We start from the raw sequence: 22,376 nt of genomic DNA on the forward strand, positions 1-22,376 counted from the left end.
TGTACTGTGTCAGAAGATGATCGTCAAATGAAGGAGTAATGATATGTCACGCAAAGTATCCATTCAGACGCTGGCTGACCAGCTCGGATTATCCAAATATGCCGTCTCCCGTGCACTCAGTGGCAAGACGGGTGTCAGTGAAGCGACACGCGCACGGGTACTCGAACTCGCTCGGGCTTTAGGATATCGCCAAAGTACTCCGGGGGCTAACAATAGTCCTGCTGCTGCAAACCATGCAGATCCGTCCGATCCACCGTTTGCTCTCATATGCATGAATCAACTTAACCGTGGTGAACCCCACTACTGGCAGCGTGTTCTGTCAGGTATGATCTCAGCATGTAATGAGCGTGGCTGGCATCATGCCATTGTATCTCCCTCACTGGGAGTGACGGACGAGAACATCTCTCCCGAAAAAGCTATTGCTCCTCATTTGGACTGGGAACGTTGTGCCGGGATTATTGTCATGGGGGCTTTCCCTCATACGGTTCTGCAACGACTCTCTCAGACGGGTCGACCTATTATTTTGGTAGATCATCAGGAACCCCTGCTTAATTGTGATACGATCAGCCATGATAATCTGGAAGCTGGCATCACCGTGGCTAGATATCTAATGTCTATGAATTGCCGAAGGATCGGCCTCATCACAGATGATGGTCGTGCTGCGAGCTTCGCCCAGCGGAAAATCGGGATTGAGTTGGCTTTGAATCATTTCCATGTGGACACCAGTCATACGACCAGCTTCAGAGAATGGAACATTCCGTATGAAAATGGGGAATGGGTTAACCAGCTGGCTACCACAATTCAAAATATGCCAGATGACAAACGTCCCGATGCCTGGATTGGTGTTAATGATGATATCGCCTTGCAGTGGATGCACAAATTACAGGAGATGGGTATCTCTACACCTAAAGATTGCCTTGTCATCGGTATTGACAATGTACACTCCGCAGTCACATCGTCTCCCCCTCTAACCACAGTTAATCTGTGCAAAGAGGAACTTGGACAGCGAGCCGTCGAGGCTTTGCAGCGCCGGATTGAACGCCCCGGAACGCCGAAAGAGACGGTTATGTTATCGACTACGTTAATTCCAAGGGAATCGGCATAATTCAGAAAGCATAACCCCTCTGCATAAGAAAGAGGCCCCGCATACCATTATGCAGGGCCTTTTCGTATACCTTATATGCCTATCTACACATCTAGAATCCAATCTATTGATCCATACTTATGCCATCCATTCAAAGCTTCATTTATTTCATGGCTGAGTATAAATTGATATTATTAGTTACTTCAGCCAAGGCAGACTACTGTACGATGGAAGGCCCACTTCCCAATTCACATCACGATACTCACGATGAACAACCGTTCGTTTCAAGGTGAACTTGGTAGCAGAATTCTGATAGAGTCCATGAACCATTAATTTGAGATCACTTGTAACATATTTTTCGTCATTATTTATCTCTTTAAATGAATTTAGAAATGAAACGGGATATTCAATCCCTTCACGATCAACCGCCACCCATTTGTCCCCGACAATTTCGTTGGAGAACTCCGCACTTCCTAACAATACAAGAGAATGCTGGTCATCGGTTCCACTACCCGATGGAATATAAACCCCTCTTTCTGCATCAAAGTTATACCCATTCAAAACGATGCTGTCACCTGATTGCTCAAATGTGGTGGTCGTGAGAGGGAGCTGTTCAAGATCAATTTCGATAGACTTCTCTTCCTTTACCGGTAAAGTGTAGCCATCTAATACAAAGCGAATATTCTTCGCGTCCACCGTCACAAATGCGGGGTCCCATGTCTCCGATAGTTTCAACCAACCGCCATTTCCGTTCGCTTCACTCAGATCACGAAGCCTGAACTTTGCCTGTCGAGTGTAAGGCCTGCTTCCGTTAAATATTCTATACTCGTTGGTTTCAGGAATTTCGATGTGATACAGGATATCCATCTGTTCCTTCCAATCCTCACTCACTTTTGCCTGCAGTTGATCATTTAAACTGACATTCACATCAAGGCGGGTCCCGTTTGGCGTTCTCACAAGTTGTGTCATGTCTAGCTTTAACCCCTCCGGCGTGGTATACGTGTTATTCATAGGAGTCATAGTAGCCATTTCTTTTGCTTTTGTCATGTCGATGTTGAATTGAAAACTCCAATCTACTGTTGTATTATTTTTCACTATTGTGTTAGTACCCGCGTCATAATAATCAGGTATTTTTAGAAAGTTTAATTCTCCGCGTACGACAATCTGATCTGGAATAACATCATTTAATTGAAATACGAATTTTCGATAATTTAAACCACTAGGCTGGGGATCCACTACAGGGACAGCAACTGAATTACCGTGTACATCTGTAATTTGAATCTTCCCTGCTTCTGGAGTAACAACTGGTATCCTGATGTCGTCCGGGCTAGTTTGCTCTGTTAAAAACACAATTTGTGAACGATCTACAAACACATCTTTGATCTCGAACGTGTATCCCTGATCTTCAATCTTAATGTTCGGATTAACCACAAGCTCTAATGGCTTCAATCGCTTATAATCTTCAGTGAGGAATGCTTCCCTTAATTCCGTAGGTACTGGTATATCGGGTAAACGAGGAATATTTACAGCGCTCACCACGGGCTCCTCTGGTGCACTTGTCCGATCCCAAGCAAGCCATGCACCTCCTCCAAACAGGAGCACAGCCGCAGCCACAATCCCCGTCCGGTATATCCATCTTGTTTTGGGCACCTTTCTCGACCATGGACTTTCAGCTTCGCCACTTTCCATGGACACGCCATCCAGCTTCTGCATAACCTTAAGCGTAAAATCTACATCCGGCTCCTCACGGAACAGGTGCTCCTCCCACATCCGATCTTCATCCTTTGAAATAGGCTTCATACGTAGCTAAACCTCCTTTGCGTTCCATTTGCTTCCTCAGCGTCTTTTTCCCGCGATAAAGGGCGTTTCGCACTTTGGTTGAACTCATGCCTGTAATGTCTGCAATCTCTTCATAGCTCAACTCGTTTGTGTACTTCAGTAATAACACCAACCGATACGATTCAGGTAATTGTTCGAGCTGGCGGTATATTTCACGCTGCATCTCCTTATGTAGCACACGTTTTTCCGGTGTTTCATTACTGACAGGTTCGATCCCTTGATCGACCGGAGACATGACGGGTTTCTTTTCCCGTATAAAATCCCGCATCCTATTCACCGCAATGGTATACACCCACGACGAGAAACTGCTTTCCTCCCGCCTCGACGGGAGATAACGATAGATGCGAATAAACGTATCCTGAGCGAGATCCTGTGCATCCGGATGACTCGCGCCCATTCCGCGCATAATGCCGTAGACTTTATTTTTATATCGATCCACAAGCACGGAGAACAACTGCTTATCCCCTGCAACAATGCGCTGAATAAGCTCCTCCTCCGGTATCTGTTGAGTCATGTAATCCCCCTTCTCTACAGCTTCCATGCATGGTTCTGTACTATATAGACGGAAGACGTTTCCGAAACCTCTCACTTTATCCAAAAAAAAGAATTCGCCCTTATCGACGAAGCCGACTGGGTGAACTCTGTATACACATATGTTATTGCCATAGCATATTCTCTAAAGGTTTCGTAGTAAATTTTATGGCAACCCGAATCACACATTCGGTGGTAGCCTTTTCCTTTTACCTCCTATCTCTCCTGTCTTTCTTACCTATTCATTCTCCCCGTTCTTCTCCGTAACAAAATCAGCAAGCTGGGAATAGATCGCCACAATCTCATCCATCGACATCCGCACGAGTCCACTGGACGAGGGAGCGACGAACTCCTGAATCTCCTTGACGACCGGGTCGTCCTGGAATCCCCATTGCACTTTGGCACGTTTGCTGTACTGGGTGTACACTCCTTTTCCGACAAAACAGGCGATGTCCGGTCGGTATTCCTCCAGCTTTTGCCGTAAAATCTGGCGTCCTTCTGCATACTCTTCCTTCGAAATATCTTCCACACCTTTAGTGGGCCGGGCCACGATATTTGTGAATCCGTACCCCAGCTTCAGCAACTCTCCATCCTCCTGTGCATCGTATAAACGCGGGGTTAATCCCGACCGTTCAAGAATGCGCCAGAACCGGTTTCCTTTGTAAGCATAATGATGACCTGTCTCTCCAGACGTAATGCTCGGATTGAAGCCAATAAACAGAATAGATAAACCAACATCCAGATGATCTGGAATCATAATGGGAATCCCCCTTATCTTTTTTAGCTAATTACATCTTTCGTGTGTGTATAAAATGTTATAATGAGCAAAGCATTTTCGAAATCGGATTGAAATTTTCATGAAAAAGGAAGCTGAAACTGATGATTGCAGACATCATGCTTGAAGTCGTCCTGCCCGTCTTTCTCCTGATCGCCGTCGGGTCCTGGATGCAAAAGGTGTTCAAGCTGGACTTGTACACGCTCGCCAAAATCAATTTCTATTGTATTACCCCCGCAGCCGTCTTTATGAGCATGTATCACTCAGATATGTCCGGCGAACTGCTCGGGACTGTGACACTCTTTTACGCAATATATGTATTGATTCTCTATATTGTAGGTTCTGTATTTGCGCGTTCACTTAAGATGAATAAAGGCATGAAGGCTGCCTTCAACAACAGCATTATGCTGGATAACGCAGGCAACTATGGACTGCCCATCAATGCCCTGGTATTCCGCGGCGATCCACTGGCCTCTTCCATTCAGGCGCTGGTCATGTCTTTGCAGGCATTGCTTACATTCACCTATGGCGTGTTGTCCATTCAGGGCGCGAAGCTCAAAGGTAATTACCGTGCGGTGATTATTGGATTTCTTAAAATGCCCGTTCCGTATGCGCTCTTGCTGGGGATTCTGTTTCACATGTGGAAGGTTCCCTTGCCTACGTTCCTGTCCATGCCGCTGACCTATGCGCAGCAAAGTATGGTTGCCGTGGCGCTGTTGACACTCGGGGCACAGATTGTAAAATATCCGATCCGGCTATACCGTCTTGATGTGTATATTAGCACATTTTTGCGTCTCCTGATTGGCCCCGCCATCGGGATTTCAATTGTGCTAATGCTTGGATTGGAAGGTATCGCTGCACAGGCACTCATTATCGCTTCGGGTATGCCGACTGGTGTTAATGCATCCATCCTGGCGGAAGAATACGATAACGAACCCGATTTTGCAGCCCAGACGGTACTAATCTCGACGCTACTTAACATCATTACGATAACAGCACTGATCTCTTATGCCAAAACGTTCTGAAATAAAAAAACAAGTCCATGACCCCTGAACAGGGTTGTGGACTTGTTTTTTTGAAGTGCTAAAACTATGATTCAAACGTCGTTCGTTCCGGGAACTTGCCGCCTTCCCTGAATAAACATCGTACCAGTCGCTGCGCGGCTCGGTTAAAGAAAAAACTCGGGCTTACCCCATCCACCTGAACAGGTTCCAGCTCCTTCACACTTTCCTTGATCTTATTCATCTCAATGAGCCCCATCTTTCGCTCATTCGGTCCGAATCGATAAATAACCTTCTCATCGTCCTCCGTCTGTTTCACCAGCAGAATCATGGATGCCATACAGGTTACCCCCTATCGTTACGTTATGAGATTCCATTTCACTTACCTACTATAATTATTACCCAGATTCTAGTGGAAGGATATAGGACTTAAGTTAGTTATACCTAACTTAAATATCCTGATATAAAGATTCTCTTCAATGAGTCGTAAGGCTTACAAACACCGTATTGACGCTATCCTTGTGGATAGTCACTGTCATGAAAGTGCGTACTGCCCAAGTCGTTTTTCTCCGTTTATACTAACCTTATCTTGAATTCCAAAGGAGAGAAACATATGACTACAGCTCAAATCTATAGCCACGGTGTACCGTGGGAAGAAGCATTTAGCGTTGCTCAGGGATACAGCGTTAACGGTACGATCTACATTGCAGGACAATTTTCGCATGATATGCAGGGGACGTTTATTGGTGTGGATGATATTGAAGCACAAGTTCGTCAGACACTGGATAACTTGGATCGTGTGCTCGCAGGATTCGATGTGACCAAGTCGAACATTGCTGAACTGGAGATTTTTCTGGTTCACCCGCAGGAGCATCTTGAGGCGTGTGTCGCCGTGTACAAAGAGTATATTGGTACTCATCGTCCGGCTGTCACGATGGTTGGGACATCGGGACTCGCCTTCCCACATCAACTGATTGAGATTCGTGCGGTTGCACATACGAACTGATCCACAATACCTCATACGTCCCAGCGCAAGATACGTTGTGCGATGAGGACTCCTCAAAATAAATACATCTGTGTATGCAATAGAAGCAGGTTAGGATTAGCTCCCAACCTGCTTCTATATGATTTCTTATTCTTTCACTTTCACCGTCAGCGTATTACCGGATGAAGTGAGGGATGCTCCAAGCCCTTCTACCAAAACTCTGAGCGGAATGTACGTCGTTCCCTTAATTTCTTTGGGTGCTGCCTGCAGGGTGACCTCTTTCCCGTTCACCTTCACCTTTTTACTACCCAAGGTAAAGATTAGCTTGTACTTATCTTTGGTAACCGTAATAGTTTGAGTCTTACTGTCCCAAGACGTTTTGGCTTTCATTGCTTTGGCCATCTCACGTAGTGGTACAAGATTCGTGTTATTCATTACAATAGGAGATTCAGTGAAAATAACTTTGGAACCATTCACCTTCACCTGAACAGAAGACTTGATATATTCTGGTTTAGGAGCAGCTTTCTTTTGGGTTGCCGTTGAAGATTTGTTACTTTTCTTGGTACTTCCCGAACTGGATGAGCTTGAAGAGGAAGATTTGGAACTCGAAGAGGAACCTCCGTTGTGATAATGATATTCCCCTTGTTTCAGACCCCATTTTGCACAGTTGGTGCGACAGGTGTGCCCTCCATTGGCATCTGTTCTTCCTGGGTGAGCAGACGCTACGGTAGCAAAAATCATGAACATGGCAAGCAAACTGCTTATTACTTTGATACGCATATGGATAACCTCCAGCAATTAGTTTGGCCAGAGTATCATACCATAATTACCCATACATTATAGGTGAATACATAAATTTATTTTCACATAACAGTTTACAAACGCGGGTCCACTCGCTCCGACTCCAGTGATAGCGTTGCCAGCACACATTCATGAATTCGTTCCACTGGCTCTCTACGTATAAAGCGCTCAATACCCTCCATCCCCAATGCACTCTCCATTAAGGCGTGGCGTTCTTTTTTGGATGTTTTGCGTTTACGAAGCCGGGACAGATTCTCGGGTGCCAGGTAATCCATACCATAGATGATGTGCAAATATGCACGTCCTCGTACTTTAATCGCAGGCTGAATCATTTTGTTGCTATTCCAGGCGCGGAATGTTTCGGGTTTGATCACAACTCCCTCATGGCCTTCCGCCGTAATCTCATCCCACCAACGAATGACATCCGCTTCATCTGCCTCACTTGTGATCACGCGATACTCCGTCTCCATCATCAGGGTCGACATGCGAGCGAACTCACGGTTCTGCTCCATATGCCATTCATGTGTTTGCTCCCAAGATGCTCCTGTGCTATGTGCCAGTGTGTGGAACGGTGCAATCCGAATGTCCCCGATATCATCCACATCCCAGCAGTATTTCTGGAATACATCGCGGAACGTCTCGGCATTAGCGAGTTTACCTGCTGTCTCCTGCAACCACTCATCTACTTTACGACCTGCCGCTTCAGCTTCTCGCAGTTTGTCCAGCACCGTAGAGCGATCCATGAGCGAGGCTTCGGCCACGTGTGCGTACTGTGAAGCAATCAGCTCACGCGCCTTCAGATTCCAAGGTACAATCTCCGCATCGAGCAGTACGAACTCTGTCTGATGACGATCAAAATAACCATCTGCGGTCAAGTCCGCATGTAATCTGGAAAGCACATCTTGCTCTGTCGAAGGGTCAAAAAAGGATCGGCCCGTCCGTGTCACAATGTTCCCCAGCATCGGTCGGCCCACTCGCTGCACTGCAGCTTGCTCATCGCGGAAGAGAAGCAAAATGGCCCGGCTGCCCATGTGTTTCTTCTCGGCAACCATACGGGTAACGCCCTGTGAGCGATAATATTGGAACGCATCCTGTGGATGCTCCAGGTATCCCTCTACAGAACACACACCCGGCGGTGGACTCATCGTAGGCGGGATGTAGATCAGTTCTTCCAGCGGTACAGTATAATGGGAAAATGTATCAATCGCTGTCTTCGCCACCTCACCGTGCACAGACACATCAAGTTTGGATGCTGTCTGAACCGTGAAACCCTCCTTGAACTTCCGTATGTTGGGTGGAGCAAAACGCCGCTGTTCCCAGCGCTTTAATGGACTATCCGGATCTCCCGCATAATCCTGCTTGGCCGGAACACTAACTGCCTCACGTTCTGGCATTCGCCACGCAGTGAGCATGCCACCAAAAACGACACCTTGATCGATGTTGACCGTATCATTCACAATCGTAGGATATGGACGAGGATCATGTCCCCAAACGATGCATTCACCTGAATTGTGATCCACGTACCAATCCTTGCGCACAGGCCGACCCTGCTCATCCGTACCCTCCACATCGCCATATCGGCAGTAATCCTGAATGCGTTTGGACTGTTTTCCGATAAAATGATCTCGAATCCCTGCGTGTGCAACAACCACCTGTCTTACCCCGTTACTGGAAAACACCAGATGAGATGGTGCATCAAGCAGAAATGCCTTAAGCTCTGCACGTACTCGCTTTGCTGTCTCCTGACCTTGCTCCTGCTCAAGCTGTAGCAGTTCCATCTCCACCCGTTCGTCACCATGACTCAACGTCACGTCACGACCATCCAGATAACGTGCGATCTTCCAGCCATGATTACTGTCAATCATGTAGGCAAGCTCAGCGGCACAATGCCGTTGCCAGAACAACAGACATTGTAACGATTCTGGCCCACGGCTCGTTACGTCACCAACGGAGACCAATTTCCGTCCTTCAGGGTGACGGTACAGGCCACTTCCATTCTCGTCCACATACCCGAGACGCACGATTAATTCCATCATTTCATCGTAACAGCCATGAATATCTCCGATGATATCAATACCTGTACCCATGTCGGTCACCAGCGGATTGGATGTGCGGACAAACGTAATCTCATCCGGCTGTTTCAGCACATAACTGGCATCGAAGCCATCCTCACGGATCGAGCGTAATGTACGCTTGAACTGCTGCACCTGCTGCTTCACCCGTTGACGTCCACGCGGATACTCCCGCTGGGCATCACGTTCCAGCAGTTCCTTTTCCGGAATATCCAGGACCACAGCAATTACAGGCACATGAGCTTTCCTTGCCACCTGAATCAGGCGCTCACGATCCTCGGGATACAGATGTGTCGCATCGACCCAGGTCAGCTTGTTCAGACGGCAGCGGGTTGCGAGCATCGCCTCCATCGCTTCAAATGCTTTCGCCGATACTTGCTGATACTCCGCATAGATTACATCCGCTTCACTGCGGGGACGGTGTTTCCAATCCACATACTCATCATCTCCAACCAGCATGCGGAATTGATCGGATGAGACGGCTTCCGTGCGGCGAATGACGTTTTCTGCGACGAGACGATCCAGCAACGTACTTTTGCCACTGTTGGACGGGCCGACAAGAACGACGATACCTGCATGGGGCAGACGAATCTCCCGCTGTCTTCCCTCCGAACCACTTTCCCGATTCTGCCGGCCTCTACCTGCACCCGCTACTTCGTTAGATTCCGTTTCTTTCCTCATGAATGGCTCTCCTTTCTCCGCTCAAAAATGACCAGTTGGGTAGGCTGTCCATAGCCCTCTACATGCTTACCGATACCCTTAATTTCATAGCCATAGTTTCCGTGCTGCGTCCATTCTTCACACCGGGAAGCCAGCTCCGCACGAGTCCACTCAAAGCGATGATCATGGTGACGGAAACTTTCCTGCTCCATTGCGTACACATCGTTATATTCCTTGTTCGGTGTAGTGACCAACAACACTTCTGGCTGATAATCGTTCATGATTGTATCCATAATTCCGTTCAGACGATATTCCTCGATATGCTCAATGACTTCGCACAGGATCATGACGTCCTGGTTTTGCATCTGCTCGTCAAAATAAAACAATGAACCGATGATCGGCTCCGGCATAGCCGCCACTCCAGAACGACCCTCCAGCTTCGCAAAACGCTCCATGGCTCGAAGTCGTGACTGGCCTGAAGGTTCGACTGCCAGAATTGATTCCACTCCGGGAATGTAGGATAAGCGGGCAGACAGCTTGCCCTCACCGGCCCCCATATCAACAATGCTCCGTTTGATTGGCAACGCTGCAACCACATCTGTAATCGCACGATAACGCAACTCGTTTAACCGCACTGGAGGTTCAGATTGTCCGCTATCTGACTCGGACCCCGAATGCCCTTGTTCTCCTTCTTCCCGATGTCCCACGTTATTCTCCTGAATGACCGTATCGGTGACTTGACCTATTCCGCTCTCCTGTCCAAAAGACACAGACAAAGCACCCTCTTGACGCTCATACTGACGGATCAGTTCGGCAAAACGTAGCGTACGCTTCACAATGAGTTCTTTCAGTGGGTGAGCGTCCAGCCACCCTTCACCATATCGTTTGATTTTATCGATCTCATCTTCACTGATGAAATAATGTTTGTAATTATCCAGCACTGGAATCAGTAGAAAAAGCTGACGCAGTGCTTGTTGTATCGTGTTACGACCACGCAGAATGATATGGCGAACCGTACTTCTATTTTTCAGATCAAATGAATACGAAAGTTCTCCACGTTCCACCGAAACGGCGTAACCTAATGGAGAGAATAATTCCTCTACAACCCGATCCGGGAGATCGGAGGCCACCGGGCCAAAGGTCAATTCCAACTCGAAAGCATGACCTACCCATTGCACATAATCTTCCTTGGGCTTACCATTCAGGGCCGTCCCGAGCGCCCCACGTATGTAGGAGCAGAACAGGCTGCTGGTCACGAACTCACGATCATTGATATATTGCGTAATGTCATACCCATCAGGTGTACCTCTGACCAGATCCACAGGATCAGGCTCGGCATGAATTAGTACTTCTGTTTCGTTCTCTGTAGCCGTAGTGTACACCATTCTTACACGTACACCTTTGTCTACGCGGTCATATATATTCAGCGGATTTTTAGCTAACAAGTGGGATACAACCCCCGCGTCAGCGCCGCTTGCTTTCAAGATCAGATGCATCGATTCTCCTCCTTTGATTCAATTCCATACCTCTTGCAATGCAAATCGGAAAATCTGGTCCAATTCTTCAAATTCAATTATTTGCTCATTCTCCATCTGTCCGGCAAGTCTGTCAAAATGTTCGATTCTCTCCGCCAAAAAAGCCTGTATTGCCGGCAACTGCGGCTCCAGATCCAGTTCCTCGCCCGCCTTTTTCCGGCGCAGCAACTCATGAATCTCCGAATATAGCGGTGTCGTCGCAGGTACAAGTTCTTGCACCAGCTCTTCGAATGCCATAGGTGGCATCGCATCATAACGTTCGATCCAGCCACAAGCCAGTAAGGGGCGCAGCACGTAAAAATACTTTTTGATCTTCACCTGCTCACCTTGTAAATAATCCCGAAAATTGCCCTTTGCCATATTCAGATAATGATACATGCAGGACTTGGGCGAGAAGGTCAAAGGCGACAATGCCCGGATATGCTGTGCCACGCTATACTGTTCATCATACTGAATGGGTGATTGCAGCCACTCCAACAGTGGGGGATTGGATTTGCGGAACAGCTTCAACGCCTTGCGCAGATCCCAACCATTGATGTCGAGCTGATCACTGATCGGGCGTTCGATAACATCCCTTTTATCCTCAATCGACAAGTACCATTCCAGCGGTCTTACATATAAGAAACGCACATCATAGTCACTATCCTGTGAAGGAAACCCCCACGCCCGACTGCCTGATTCACAGGCATAGATGATCCGTACCTGCTCCTCCTGTTCAATCTGCTTCAATTGTTGTCTGATCATATCTTTCATTTCTTCATGAACATAGGTCATCGTCAGTTGCCTCCTTTAAACACAATTTCGTTATATATCACGGATTACCATTCCCGTTACAGATCGTTTCCCGGATGAATTCAAGTCTGCTACTCTGCTCTATGCCCTCATTATGCCTCACACATCTGCACACGAACATGGCAAAAGTATGACGACCTTCATAAGTTTAAAATGAAACCTGCCACTCATCCTGCTACAATGAAGGGATAAACAAGGAGTGAATGTTCATGGCAAGAGAGAGTTTTGACAAAGAAATTCAGTTCTTACGCATGTTATCCCTAACAAGTGGTGCATATAACCGTAAACAGTATGCCGAGCGGCTTGGCATATCCGTACATACCTTTGATAAAACCAATCGCAGATTAAAAGAAATCATGCAAACTGTCGCTGATCAACGCTCAGGTGCCGAAGCAAGCCGGGAAATGGCTGATCTCGTCCGCTTCCAGTACGGAGAATCGGCAGAGCCCATGCTGCTCTTCCTCTTCCGCGCCAAGTCGATGAAAGAGACTGAGGTTCAGCGACTTTCTGTGCTTTTGCATACCTTACAAGATAAAGCCTTAACGGCGATGGAACTGCTGGACGCCTGCTGCGCTGATCTGCCGGAAGATCTGGCATTACCTGACGAGAAAACCATTCGCTCCGATCTGAAGTATCTGGAAGAGGTTGGGGTCATTCGAAAAGAGCCCGGTGGCAGACCGTATCGATATGCCTTGCAACAGGATGTCCTTACCGAATTAACAGTGGAGGAACAGCTGGAGTTGTATGATTTTGTGGATATTATGGCGAACACCCAGGTGCCTTCCGTACAAGGGTACTTATTACGGGATAGTCTGAAGAAAGCCATTACGGCAAGTTATCCGCAGGAAGAAGCTACCGAACCCTATATCTATAAGTATCACTATTATTCTCGTATCCTGGATGAAGCGCATCTCTACACACTGCTTGGTGCGATTCGCCAGCGCAAACGTGTGCAGTTCCTGTACTTTTCACCAAAAAAACCATCCAGTTACAGTTCACAGAATACGAATCCACGCTTCGAACGGGAAGCAGGTGGTCGATCCAACCGGATCGTGCCCCTTGAAGTGGTCTATGACCATCAGTATGGTCGTTGGTATGTAATTGGATATCAGGGCCGCCGCGGCTTTGTGAAATTCCGGATGGAAGGCATAACTCAGCTGGAGGAACAAGATTCAGTAGAAGAGCAATACATGCTCGAACTGAAGCAGCAGTGGACCGACATTAGTCGCTACAGTTGGCTCGTGGATACGGGAAATACCGTGACGGTTCAAGCTCGTTTTTTCCACCCGGAGCGTGGTCAGCGTAACTTCATTCTGGATCGGGTTCGTCTGCAAGGTCAATGGGGCAAGATCACACCCGAAACGGATCACACTTTTCTCTATGAAATCCAGGTCAACGGTACCACTGAGATCAAACCGTGGTTACGGAGTTTTGGCTCAAGCTGCGAAGTAATCGCACCTCAGAGATTACGCCAGGAGATGATCAAGGAATGGAAGGAGATTGCGGAATACTATGAACCTGTTCGAGAAGATGTTCAATTACCAGATGATGACACGACTGAATGAAACCGGACTGTTCACCTGGACCTCACAGGAACGGGCCTGGCTTCGCATGATGCTGAATCACCCTGCTGCGAGAGAAGCGCTGAGCTCTGTAACGTTGGATAAAATGCACAACATGCTGAATGGAGAGCAAGACCTGAACCTTCAGGATTATCTAACCGAAAAAGCTAAAAGCGAAGAAAACAGTGTCTCTCACCCACTTCTTCGACAATTACGGCTAATCATTCTGCATCATCAGGGATTTCGAATGACGGGTCGCGTCCGCAATGGACGCACAAGCCATGATGAATTTGGCTTCCCGTACAAACTGGAATATTCCATGGTTAAAAAAGAATGGTACGTGCTCTGGTATGCTCCTCGCTTCGACAAGCTCATGTCCACCAAGCTGCACAGCATCGTTACCGTGGAAGCCCAACAGGTTGAGCCGGATACCCGTTCTGGCTACACTGCCCGAATCGCTGCGATAACGGAGAAGCGTAAGACGACCATCACTATCGAAGTCCTGCCTGAGTTCAATCAGGAATTGTCCCGAATCCTCTATGCCTTCTCCTGCTTTGAGAAACAGGTTGAGTACATGGAAGCCCAGCAGACATATCGGATCGAACTTACTATCCCTCGCAACGAGATGGATTATGTCTTATCCAAAATGCGTTTTCTGGGTAAACGGGTTCGAATCGCAGACCACACGGTGCTGCGGGAACGCATGTCCGAGACAGCTGCAAAGGCATTAGCCCGTTATGCGAAATCTGAACCTGATCAACATTCTGAACGCACGCGAAGCGTCTTACAGCACCAGCATGATGAAGCTCTCGCGAATGCCGATAGTCATTGATTATGTAAGACTGTATTAACCATAAACCATTGTTCAAAAAGCAAACCCATACACAAAAAGGTCTGGATAATCTAATCCAAACCTTTTTTTCGTGTACCTACTTGCTCGTAAAAATGTCGTAAACTTATCAGCGGCAACCAGCTTTACCTCATTCCACTAAGCTCGTATCCTGGATTCAACACTATGCTATAAACAAGATTCAGCGAACCCTGAAGAGACTACTTTTGCTAATACGACGGTTACTGCGCTTCAATACTATGTTCCACCGCTGCCGGCAGCCGAGTTCCGTCTTTTATTAATCGCGTGCACACCCATAACCACCGCAATTAATTCATACGTGTCCAGTTGTTCCGACTGGTTGTCTAATACAAATGCGCCTGAACTAAACCAGCCGCTGGTACGACGGAAACTGGCTACGATGCGTCCACCACTGCCACTTATATCATATTCCTGCGAAAATGCTGGAGCAGACACATCATACGTTCCTCGTGATCCTGCGTCATATTCATACTTTTTGCTAAAGAAACTGAACCTCGCCCGTAATACACCCAGGTGTCTCCCATCTGCTGCCGTGATATCCCAACGATTCGTTAACATGCGAAATTTGCCGCTGCAGACCAATCCTGAGTTATCCGATACATCGAGCGAAGAGCCAAAGATACTTTTCAGATCCAGATGCCCGGCCTGTTCCTGGTTCGGATTCATAATCTCGGTGTAACCTGCGTTAAAAAAGTTATCCCTGAAATATAATTCCATAACGATTTCCCCTTTCCCTCAAGTGCCCTTTCGTTCTCTTAACCTCATCTCACACCCAGTGCACACTATATCTTTATTTACGTATAATTAATGGAATTGGATTCAAAAAGTGGAACATTTCCGGATATAAAAAACGAGCAACCCTGGTTGCTCGCGTTATTGTTCAAGTTATCCTGTCATCAGACTTCAACTTTTTTGTTGTTCAGATAAATGGTAGCCCACACCAAGATGACCGCCACAATGACTTCAAATACAATGCTTCCCCACATGCCGTCCGACCATAATACACCATTGGCTGTGATTGCAATACCTGTACTTTCTTCCGTATACCGGAACATCTCATTTGGACTGAAGCGTCCAGTCGTAATAATATTCTCCAACCAGCCAATCAGATTAACGAGGACAAAGAATGCAACGATTCCGATCCATGGTCCAGTTCTCCAGCGGAAGCTGCCTGCAATCGAGATTGAAAGGAAGATAATGACGGTCATGAATACCATAACCCATGCTCCAAACAGCAACAAACTAATATAATCCGAAACATGCAGACCCGAAAGATCAATATTGCTAGCCATGTTCATTCTGAGCTTCATTGAAATATAGATGTAGGCATGAGTCGTAAAAATAATCACCAACCCCAACCCACAAAGTAGTCCAAAGATCAAAGGAGACAACACATGTGACAGGCCCGTTACGGGTAACAGACGGCGATTATAAGAGCGAATATTGGACGTGTATGTTTTGATCATTTTCACATAAATAGCCACGCCTACTCCAACATAACCCATAATGCCAAGCACAATCCCTGTGACCTCAGACATGAAAAGGGACAACCCCACTTGAGCGATAATCAAAATAACTAGCCCAGCCAGCAGTGTATTCCAGTTCCTTCTAAAGTCATACTTCAATAATGTCATCATTCCGCATAGACCTCCTTGAACATCTCATCCACACTTTTTCCAAACTTCAGACGGAGTGTTTCCACTTCTTCCCGCATCACCAGTTGACCTTCACGAATGAAGACCACTTCATCAAAAATCCGTTCGATATCATTCACAAGATGCGTGGAGATGATGAGACTGCTCTCTTCATCATAGAATTTGACGATCGCATCCAGAATCTTGCCACGCGCAACCGGGTCTACTCCGCCAATAGGCTCATCCAGCAAATACAGACGAGCCTTACGAGATAGCGCCAGTGTTAGTTGTAGTCTTTCATTCATACCTTTTGACAAATGCCGTACCCGGTCACTCTCGACAAGGTTCATGAATTCCAGCATCTCCCGTGCCTTCTCTTCATCAAAATCAGTATAGAAATCGCGATAGTACGCAATCGCATCCCGCACTCTCATCCACTTCTCGGTCAATGGGCGATCCGGCATAAATGAAACTAGCGACTTCGTCTCCAGACCAACTGGTTTACCAGTAACCTGAATCGTGCCACTGCTAGGATGCAACAAACCTGCAACCAGCTTCATGAGCGTACTCTTGCCACTGCCGTTGCTACCCAACAGACCTACAATTCGGCCTGGAGCAATATCCAATGTAATATTACTGAGCGCTTTCTTATTACCATACGTCTTGTTAATCTGGTTCAGTTCAAGGATGTTACTCATGCGTTGTTCCTCCCTTTCCTTCCGCAACGGCATCGGCTACGATGGATAAGATATCCTGCTCTTCGATCCCCAGTTCCTGCATTCCGGTCAGAAAGCGTTCCAGCAATTCACCGGCCATCTCTTTTTTGATCGTCATAATCTTCCGCTCCTCACTTGTCACGTATCTGCCCAAGCCCCGTTTGGTTTCGACCACTTCTTCCCGCTCAAGCTCCTGAAATGTCCGTTGTACTGTATTTGGATTGATCTGTAATTCAGCCGCGAGTTCACGAACCGAAGGAATTTTGTCACCTGCCTGAAGTGTTCCGGTCACAATCTGTCTCTTGATGTACTGCATGATCTGCAGATAGATCGGTAAGTTGTTATCAAATTCCATAGTCACAAAGCTCTCGCTCCTCTCTGTACTGTTGTGTTAGTTAAATAGTACACTAGTAAGATAACATTGTAAAGCCCATTTGTTAAAATTTAGATTTACACAATGGACGGACAAGCTTCCGCCTATCGATATACATACAAAAAAAGAGCAGATCGTGAAGATCTGCTCTGCGTAACTTATTAGTCGTATTTCACACGATATCTAAAGGTACCTTGCCTTTAGGCGCAGGGAATGCCTCATTCAACCGTGTCAGTTCCTCTGGTGTCAAAACAATGTTCACTGCTGCCGCATTGTCTGCCACATGATTCAGCTGTACTGCCTTGGGAATCGCCAGCACATCTCCGTCCCTGATCACCCAGGCTAATGCGATCTGCGAAGTCGTAGCTCCTCGATCCTGTGCAATCTCCTGAATGACCGGATGCTCCAACAATTCACTTCGAAGTCTGCCACCCTGAGCCAGTGGACAATACGCCATCACTGGAACATGCCGTTCCCGCATCCAGGGGAGCAGATCATGTTCAATACCACGCGAAGCTGCATGGTACAGCACCTGATTCACCATGCACTGAGCACCCTCCGGCAGGTTCCATAACTCCTGCATATCCCTTGTATCCAGATTCGATACACCCCAACGCAGGATCTTACCGGATTGCTTCAATTGTTCCAAAGCCTGAACTGTCTCTTCAAGCGGTACTCCTCCGCGCCAGTGGAGCAGATACAGATCCAGGCGATCTGTTCCTAAGCGCTTGAGACTGCGTTCACAGGCCGTAATCATCTGCTTGCGATCCGCGTGATGGGGATACACTTTGGATACGAGAAAGACTTCGTCACGATAGCCCGAGATAGCCTTTCCCGTAACAACTTCAGCCCCACCTTCTGCATACATCTCGGCTGTATCAATCACGCTCATTCCCTGTTCAATACCGGAACGCAGTGCCCGTACTTCTTCTTCCCGGCTGGATTGCTTCTCTCCCATATTCCAAGTGCCTTGTCCTATCGCAGGCAGGGCAGTTCCATCTGGAAGCAGAATCGTGCGTGTTGCATTACTATGCATCATCTATATTCCTCCATTCTGAATCTCTATGGACCTTGTGACCCTCTAACGACGACTATACGAATCATGAATCATGCTATCACTCACATGTCTCCAGTGGCTCATCATCATGATATACAATTGATCTAGTGGCAATGTGAGGCTACTTTGGGCAACACTGATGGTCGCATCGACCATATTGCTGTTGACCGTCATTAACTTGCGTTTCATCCCATTCTGGCGATCCAAAAAGGCTTTCTCATCCCGCAGTTTAACCCCGATCATTTTCTGACCCATTAATTCATACATAAAAATATTCTCAACGTCTCTCCAGGCCACTGCCCCTCCTGCGGTATAAGAAGATGAATCCACAAACCCATCCTCATCGATGACAAAAGAAGGTTCCTTCTTAATCATCTTTACCAGACTGTAGCAGAAACATAGCCCGAAAAACAAAACGGAAAGGAAACCTATCACACCCGAAAGGATGGAATCATTCGTAACTGAGGAACCATCAAAAATCAAAAAAAATCCGGCTGCCACAAAAAGTGCCGCCCCTGCTGTAAGCCACGCCATTCGTTTTCGGTTTGGATATTCCACATGCTGCTCATAGGATGTGCTCAACGTGACGTTCCTCCTCCATTGCGACTGAATCATAAGAGTTATATATAAACGAAGTGCTTTGAATCAAATACCTGAATATAGAACATGAATTGCATTGTCCATTAAACTAATTTCACCCATGTTAAACATTTGGATTAAGACAATTTTTCATCAATTCTGCGCTTATTCAACATTAGGATTCGTCATCCTTCGAGCAAATCCTTTTAACACACCTATATGAATTGAACAAAGAATATTTACACTTGCCACTCCGATGACAGAACAACCTTATTGTCGTGTCACTAGCTTTCCGTTAATATAAATGGAAAGGTTAGGAAATCAACCAATTCTAATTCATGGTGGGAGGACAAACAATGATGAGTCAGCGCGGCATCACATCGGAAGATCTTTATCAGATTACATGGGTTAACGATCCGACTCCGTCCCCTCAAGGTGGACAACTGGTATATGTAAGCCGGAAAACGAATGAAGCACGTGACGGTTATTGTTCTCACCTAAGACTGCTGCATCTGGGGAGTCAAAAGGACAGGCCCTTTACCTCTGGAGAGAAGGATCATTCCCCCGCCTGGTCGCCAGATGGGTCTCAGCTTGCTTTTATACGAGAGAATGATGGTAAATCCCAAGTGTGGATCATCGCAACAGATGGCGGAGAGGCACGGCAAATCAGTCACCTGAAACATGGCGTCAGTTCCTTGCTCTGGTCACCAGATGGCCATACTTTACTTGTGAAATCATCCGTGGATATAAGCGGACAAGAAGACTTAGAACTTACAGACCCTAAAGACAATGAACATAAACTACCGCAAGAACATGTTGTAGACCGGATTCGCATGAAGTCAGATGCCGGAGGATTATGGAACGGAAGACGTTCCCACCTCTTCACCATCACGCCGAACGACGCGGAAGCAACGCCTGTAACTACAGGTCATTATGACGTTGGAGACTATGCCTGGTCACCGGACGGAACATCCATCGTATGGATCGCGCAGCTGCCCGAAGAAGGCGAGGATCATAACGATTACACCCTGACTAATCATGTGTACCTTGCCAAGGCAGACGGATCGGATGTGCAGCAGTTGACCCCGGAAGGATATACGTTCAGCCGACTAACTTTCGCACCGGATGGACAATCCCTGGCACTGCTCGCCAGCGACCGTTCCTATGGAAATGCCACGCTTGTTAAGCTGTACACCCTTCCGATATCAGGTGGTGAACTCGTATGTCTAAGCACCGATTGGGACGTACAGTTGAATCACAGCATTGTTGGCGACATGAGATCACATCTGACAACCACGGGGCCTGTATTCAGTCGGGATGGATCATCCATCCTTTGTCTAGCGACCATCCATGGTAGTGTACGCATCGCCAAATTCGCACGAGACGGTAGCAGTGCCGACTATATATTGCCTGACGAACGGGAAATTTATCAGTTTGCCGAGTTGGAAAATGGGCAGATCGTTGCCGCTGTTGCCGATACACGAAGTCCTGGTGACATCTATCTGTATGAACAGCCGGAAGATTCCGGCGTAGAGCCCATTCAACTCACTCGTAGCAATCCACAGCTTGAGGGTGAGATCCACCTTAGTACACCGGAAACCTTCTGGTTCAATTCCTCAGATGGCCTGCGGCTGCAAGGATGGATCATGAAACCTCATGGCATGGTCGACGGGGTCAAAATCCCGACCATTCTGGAGATTCATGGCGGCCCGCACATGATGTATGGTTTTACATTTATGCACGAGTTCCAGATTCTCGCCGCACAAGGCTACGCTGTTGTGTACATCAATCCACGCGGGGGCCTTGGATATGGGCAGCAGTTTGTAGACGCCTGTCGCGGAGATTACGGCGGTGGCGATTATCGTGATCTCATGGAGAGCGTGGATTATGCCCTATCCCACTATGAGTTTATCGATGAATCCAGATTGGGCGTAACTGGAGGCAGTTATGGTGGCTTCATGACCAACTGGATTGTTGGACACACGGATCGCTTTAAGGCCGCAGTTACCCAGCGTTCCATCTCCAATTGGCTATCGTTCTACGGTGTAAGTGACATTGGATATTTCTTCACAGAAGACCAGATTGGCGGTAACGCGTGGGATGACATCGAAAAGCTGTGGAAACATTCTCCGCTCGCTTACGTTGGCAACGTGAGTACGCCGCTACTCATTTTACATGGCGAACAGGATCTGCGGTGTCCGATTGAACAGGCCGAGCAGTTATACGTTGCGTTGAAACGACGCAAGCAGACCACAAGGCTTGTTCGGTTCCCAGGCGCCAACCATGAGTTGTCTCGTGGCGGTCATCCTCACTTGAGGGTACGCCGTCTGGAGCATATTGCCGGATGGTTTAACGAGTACCTGTAACGGACTATTAGTTCAGAGTGTAGAACCCGATAGGGATTAAACCTTAAAAGCCGTCCAATGAAATCTGTTATGATTTCAACGGGCGGCTTTTAAGGTTTACCTTTTATAGAAGGGAAGACTACTCTTCTCCCCACACCACAGTGATTTCATTCAGATCCTTGTTGGTTGCAGACACCGAACCTGTGATGGTTACGGCATATTCACTGTCTTCACGACCCACGATGCTGAAGCCGTCAGCCTGTATATCCTGACTGTTTTGGCTCAAGTTTTTGGTTTGGTAGTAGTCTTTGTAGGATGTTCCAACGGTTAGCAATGTTTCTTTTGTTGTGTACGTAAGCACTACTTTTTTATCGCTGCCGCCTACATTACTCTCAATTAAGCTCGTTGCCTTGGCATCTTTCGGTAATGGGAAATCTGCTGGCAGATACTTGGACTTCACGCCTGCCGCCTGTGTGTTCGTGCCTGTAGATGGTGATGTCGATCCGCTGTTGCCTGTGGAGGTTGACCCGCCGGAAGAACTGGAGGAACCAATGCTAACTTTATTGTTCTGGGAATCATACTTCACTTCGGTCTTCAACGCATCTGCAATGGAACGAACGGGAAGATATGTACTGCCTTGATACGTAATTGGCGCAAGCTTTTTGCCCTGGTCACCTGTCGGTGTAAATTTCTGCCCGTTTACTTCGATAGCGAGTCCATGGTTCAGATAAGCTTTGATCGTCTCCAGTTGTGTACCTGCATATACGCCTGCCGATCCCGTCAACACCATGCCGAACACACCCGCAGCAATCAACCACTTCTTGTTTTTCATCCCAATACGCCTCCTGAATTCAATGTCAGCCTTTTGCAGCATACGATTCATGACGCTCGCTCGATTTATGCAAAAGGCTCATTAATTATGCTCATCATATATGGGTACGAGCTTATTCGGATAACAGCCCGTTGTTCCATCAAATGTTAGCAATATAATAGCATCTGGTAAGAGGATGTAAACGATTAATGGCTAAAACAGGACCAGGGGCGTACAAAAATAATCTTTGTTGTCTCTCCACTGTTCTCTGGCTCGTTAAGTTGTTCTTATATGAATAAAGTCACAAATTCCGGACCATACACATGATTCACTCATGCACATCTATGCAACGT

21 protein-coding genes are annotated in these 22,376 nt (G+C 47.2%); 6 read left to right on the forward strand and 15 right to left on the reverse strand.

The annotated features are described in order from the left end of the window. Window positions 1-43: 43 nt before the first annotated feature. Window positions 44-1,105, forward strand: a complete 1,062-nt coding sequence (locus HF638_RS11370) for a LacI family DNA-binding transcriptional regulator (RefSeq protein WP_169480289.1) — start codon at window positions 44-46, stop codon at window positions 1,103-1,105. Window positions 1,106-1,282: 177 nt separating this feature from the next. On the opposite strand, the gene HF638_RS11375 is transcribed toward HF638_RS11370, so the two are convergent. The 3 genes from HF638_RS11375 to HF638_RS11385 all read right to left on the reverse strand — a co-directional run bounded on the left by HF638_RS11375 (window position 1,283) and on the right by HF638_RS11385 (window position 4,211). Continuing rightward, a complete protein-coding gene (locus HF638_RS11375) occupies window positions 1,283-2,884 on the reverse strand; it encodes a DUF4179 domain-containing protein (RefSeq protein WP_169480290.1) in 1,602 nt (533 codons plus the stop codon). Then, entirely contained in the window at window positions 2,862-3,437 is a 576-nt protein-coding gene (locus HF638_RS11380) for an RNA polymerase sigma factor (RefSeq protein ID WP_169480291.1), read from the reverse strand. Before HF638_RS11380 ends, HF638_RS11375 begins: the two co-directional genes overlap by 23 nt. 255 nt (window positions 3,438-3,692) lie before the next feature. After that, window positions 3,693-4,211, reverse strand: coding sequence for a mismatch-specific DNA-glycosylase (locus HF638_RS11385; RefSeq protein ID WP_169480292.1), 519 nt, complete (start codon window positions 4,209-4,211; stop codon window positions 3,693-3,695). Window positions 4,212-4,333: 122 nt separating this feature from the next. Here HF638_RS11385 and HF638_RS11390 point away from each other — a divergent pair, with 122 nt between their 5' ends. After that, window positions 4,334-5,254 carry an AEC family transporter gene (locus HF638_RS11390; RefSeq protein ID WP_169480293.1) on the forward strand — a complete coding sequence of 307 codons (921 nt, stop codon included), beginning with the start codon at window positions 4,334-4,336 and terminating at the stop codon, window positions 5,252-5,254. Between the two features lie 64 nt (window positions 5,255-5,318). On the opposite strand, the gene HF638_RS11395 is transcribed toward HF638_RS11390, so the two are convergent. Beyond that, window positions 5,319-5,570 carry an RNA-binding protein gene (locus tag HF638_RS11395; protein WP_062832925.1) on the reverse strand — a complete coding sequence of 84 codons (252 nt, stop codon included), beginning with the start codon at window positions 5,568-5,570 and terminating at the stop codon, window positions 5,319-5,321. Window positions 5,571-5,843: 273 nt separating this feature from the next. Between HF638_RS11395 and HF638_RS11400 the strand changes: the two genes are divergently transcribed. Further along, on the forward strand, window positions 5,844-6,236 hold the full coding sequence (locus tag HF638_RS11400; protein ID WP_169480294.1) for a RidA family protein: 393 nt from the start codon (window positions 5,844-5,846) through the stop codon (window positions 6,234-6,236). A gap of 126 nt (window positions 6,237-6,362) precedes the next feature. On the opposite strand, the gene HF638_RS11405 is transcribed toward HF638_RS11400, so the two are convergent. The 4 genes from HF638_RS11405 to HF638_RS11420 form a co-directional block, all read right to left on the reverse strand. After that, on the reverse strand, window positions 6,363-6,995 hold the full coding sequence (locus HF638_RS11405; protein ID WP_169480295.1) for a copper amine oxidase N-terminal domain-containing protein: 633 nt from the start codon (window positions 6,993-6,995) through the stop codon (window positions 6,363-6,365). Between the two features lie 95 nt (window positions 6,996-7,090). Then, on the reverse strand, window positions 7,091-9,769 hold the full coding sequence (locus HF638_RS11410) for a polynucleotide kinase-phosphatase (protein WP_169480296.1): 2,679 nt from the start codon (window positions 9,767-9,769) through the stop codon (window positions 7,091-7,093). Next, complete coding sequence (locus tag HF638_RS11415) at window positions 9,766-11,244, reverse strand: 3' terminal RNA ribose 2'-O-methyltransferase Hen1 (protein WP_169480297.1); 1,479 nt, start codon at window positions 11,242-11,244, stop codon at window positions 9,766-9,768. The genes HF638_RS11410 and HF638_RS11415 overlap by 4 nt, the downstream gene beginning before the upstream one ends. Window positions 11,245-11,262: 18 nt before the next feature. Next, window positions 11,263-12,057, reverse strand: a complete 795-nt coding sequence (locus HF638_RS11420) for a nucleotidyltransferase domain-containing protein (RefSeq protein ID WP_169480298.1) — start codon at window positions 12,055-12,057, stop codon at window positions 11,263-11,265. A 227-nt stretch (window positions 12,058-12,284) separates the two neighbouring features. Between HF638_RS11420 and HF638_RS11425 the strand changes: the two genes are divergently transcribed. Continuing rightward, a complete protein-coding gene (locus HF638_RS11425; protein WP_169480299.1) occupies window positions 12,285-13,640 on the forward strand; it encodes a helix-turn-helix transcriptional regulator in 1,356 nt (451 codons plus the stop codon). Beyond that, window positions 13,588-14,469, forward strand: a complete 882-nt coding sequence (locus HF638_RS11430) for a WYL domain-containing protein (protein ID WP_169480300.1) — start codon at window positions 13,588-13,590, stop codon at window positions 14,467-14,469. Before HF638_RS11425 ends, HF638_RS11430 begins: the two co-directional genes overlap by 53 nt. A 255-nt stretch (window positions 14,470-14,724) precedes the next feature. Here HF638_RS11430 and HF638_RS11435 read toward each other — a convergent pair whose 3' ends face one another. From HF638_RS11435 to HF638_RS11460, 6 genes are all read right to left on the reverse strand, one after another. Continuing rightward, on the reverse strand, window positions 14,725-15,225 hold the full coding sequence (locus HF638_RS11435) for an LURP-one-related family protein (protein WP_169480301.1): 501 nt from the start codon (window positions 15,223-15,225) through the stop codon (window positions 14,725-14,727). 179 nt (window positions 15,226-15,404) lie between these two features. Continuing rightward, on the reverse strand, window positions 15,405-16,145 hold the full coding sequence (locus HF638_RS11440) for a hypothetical protein (protein ID WP_169480302.1): 741 nt from the start codon (window positions 16,143-16,145) through the stop codon (window positions 15,405-15,407). Continuing rightward, on the reverse strand, window positions 16,142-16,840 hold the full coding sequence (locus HF638_RS11445; protein WP_169480303.1) for an ABC transporter ATP-binding protein: 699 nt from the start codon (window positions 16,838-16,840) through the stop codon (window positions 16,142-16,144). The genes HF638_RS11440 and HF638_RS11445 overlap by 4 nt, the downstream gene beginning before the upstream one ends. Further along, entirely contained in the window at window positions 16,833-17,219 is a 387-nt protein-coding gene (locus HF638_RS11450; RefSeq protein ID WP_026081254.1) for a GntR family transcriptional regulator, read from the reverse strand. Before HF638_RS11450 ends, HF638_RS11445 begins: the two co-directional genes overlap by 8 nt. 184 nt (window positions 17,220-17,403) lie before the next feature. Next, window positions 17,404-18,267 carry an aldo/keto reductase gene (locus tag HF638_RS11455; RefSeq protein WP_169480427.1) on the reverse strand — a complete coding sequence of 288 codons (864 nt, stop codon included), beginning with the start codon at window positions 18,265-18,267 and terminating at the stop codon, window positions 17,404-17,406. Between the two features lie 45 nt (window positions 18,268-18,312). Beyond that, window positions 18,313-18,870 carry an STM3941 family protein gene (locus tag HF638_RS11460; protein ID WP_169480304.1) on the reverse strand — a complete coding sequence of 186 codons (558 nt, stop codon included), beginning with the start codon at window positions 18,868-18,870 and terminating at the stop codon, window positions 18,313-18,315. 353 nt (window positions 18,871-19,223) lie between these two features. On the opposite strand from HF638_RS11460, the gene HF638_RS11465 reads away from it, so the two are divergent. Next, window positions 19,224-21,233 carry a S9 family peptidase gene (locus HF638_RS11465; RefSeq protein WP_169480305.1) on the forward strand — a complete coding sequence of 670 codons (2,010 nt, stop codon included), beginning with the start codon at window positions 19,224-19,226 and terminating at the stop codon, window positions 21,231-21,233. 118 nt (window positions 21,234-21,351) lie between these two features. Here HF638_RS11465 and HF638_RS11470 read toward each other — a convergent pair whose 3' ends face one another. Continuing rightward, window positions 21,352-22,044 (reverse strand): stalk domain-containing protein, encoded by a 693-nt coding sequence (locus tag HF638_RS11470; protein ID WP_169480306.1) that lies wholly within the window; start codon window positions 22,042-22,044, stop codon window positions 21,352-21,354. Window positions 22,045-22,376 lie beyond the last annotated feature (332 nt).

This window comes from Paenibacillus sp. SZ31 (assembly GCF_012912005.1).
In the GTDB taxonomy this organism is placed as follows: Bacteria; Bacillota; Bacilli; order Paenibacillales; family Paenibacillaceae; genus Paenibacillus.

What these genes read in the sequence shown, in the direction of transcription:
- HF638_RS11370 (WP_169480289.1), top strand. Translation starts at nt 44, where the DNA reads ATGTCACGCAAAGTATCCATTCAGACGCTGGCTGACCAGCTCGGATTA.
- HF638_RS11375 (WP_169480290.1), bottom strand. Translation starts at nt 2,884, where the DNA reads ATGAAGCCTATTTCAAAGGATGAAGATCGGATGTGGGAGGAGCACCTG.
- HF638_RS11380 (WP_169480291.1), bottom strand. Translation starts at nt 3,437, where the DNA reads ATGACTCAACAGATACCGGAGGAGGAGCTTATTCAGCGCATTGTTGCA.
- HF638_RS11385 (WP_169480292.1), bottom strand. Translation starts at nt 4,211, where the DNA reads ATGATTCCAGATCATCTGGATGTTGGTTTATCTATTCTGTTTATTGGC.
- HF638_RS11390 (WP_169480293.1), top strand. Translation starts at nt 4,334, where the DNA reads ATGATTGCAGACATCATGCTTGAAGTCGTCCTGCCCGTCTTTCTCCTG.
- HF638_RS11395 (WP_062832925.1), bottom strand. Translation starts at nt 5,570, where the DNA reads ATGGCATCCATGATTCTGCTGGTGAAACAGACGGAGGACGATGAGAAG.
- HF638_RS11400 (WP_169480294.1), top strand. Translation starts at nt 5,844, where the DNA reads ATGACTACAGCTCAAATCTATAGCCACGGTGTACCGTGGGAAGAAGCA.
- HF638_RS11405 (WP_169480295.1), bottom strand. Translation starts at nt 6,995, where the DNA reads ATGCGTATCAAAGTAATAAGCAGTTTGCTTGCCATGTTCATGATTTTT.
- HF638_RS11410 (WP_169480296.1), bottom strand. Translation starts at nt 9,769, where the DNA reads ATGAGGAAAGAAACGGAATCTAACGAAGTAGCGGGTGCAGGTAGAGGC.
- HF638_RS11415 (WP_169480297.1), bottom strand. Translation starts at nt 11,244, where the DNA reads ATGCATCTGATCTTGAAAGCAAGCGGCGCTGACGCGGGGGTTGTATCC.
- HF638_RS11420 (WP_169480298.1), bottom strand. Translation starts at nt 12,057, where the DNA reads ATGACCTATGTTCATGAAGAAATGAAAGATATGATCAGACAACAATTG.
- HF638_RS11425 (WP_169480299.1), top strand. Translation starts at nt 12,285, where the DNA reads ATGGCAAGAGAGAGTTTTGACAAAGAAATTCAGTTCTTACGCATGTTA.
- HF638_RS11430 (WP_169480300.1), top strand. Translation starts at nt 13,588, where the DNA reads ATGAACCTGTTCGAGAAGATGTTCAATTACCAGATGATGACACGACTG.
- HF638_RS11435 (WP_169480301.1), bottom strand. Translation starts at nt 15,225, where the DNA reads ATGGAATTATATTTCAGGGATAACTTTTTTAACGCAGGTTACACCGAG.
- HF638_RS11440 (WP_169480302.1), bottom strand. Translation starts at nt 16,145, where the DNA reads ATGATGACATTATTGAAGTATGACTTTAGAAGGAACTGGAATACACTG.
- HF638_RS11445 (WP_169480303.1), bottom strand. Translation starts at nt 16,840, where the DNA reads ATGAGTAACATCCTTGAACTGAACCAGATTAACAAGACGTATGGTAAT.
- HF638_RS11455 (WP_169480427.1), bottom strand. Translation starts at nt 18,267, where the DNA reads ATGCATAGTAATGCAACACGCACGATTCTGCTTCCAGATGGAACTGCC.
- HF638_RS11465 (WP_169480305.1), top strand. Translation starts at nt 19,224, where the DNA reads ATGATGAGTCAGCGCGGCATCACATCGGAAGATCTTTATCAGATTACA.
- HF638_RS11470 (WP_169480306.1), bottom strand. Translation starts at nt 22,044, where the DNA reads ATGAAAAACAAGAAGTGGTTGATTGCTGCGGGTGTGTTCGGCATGGTG.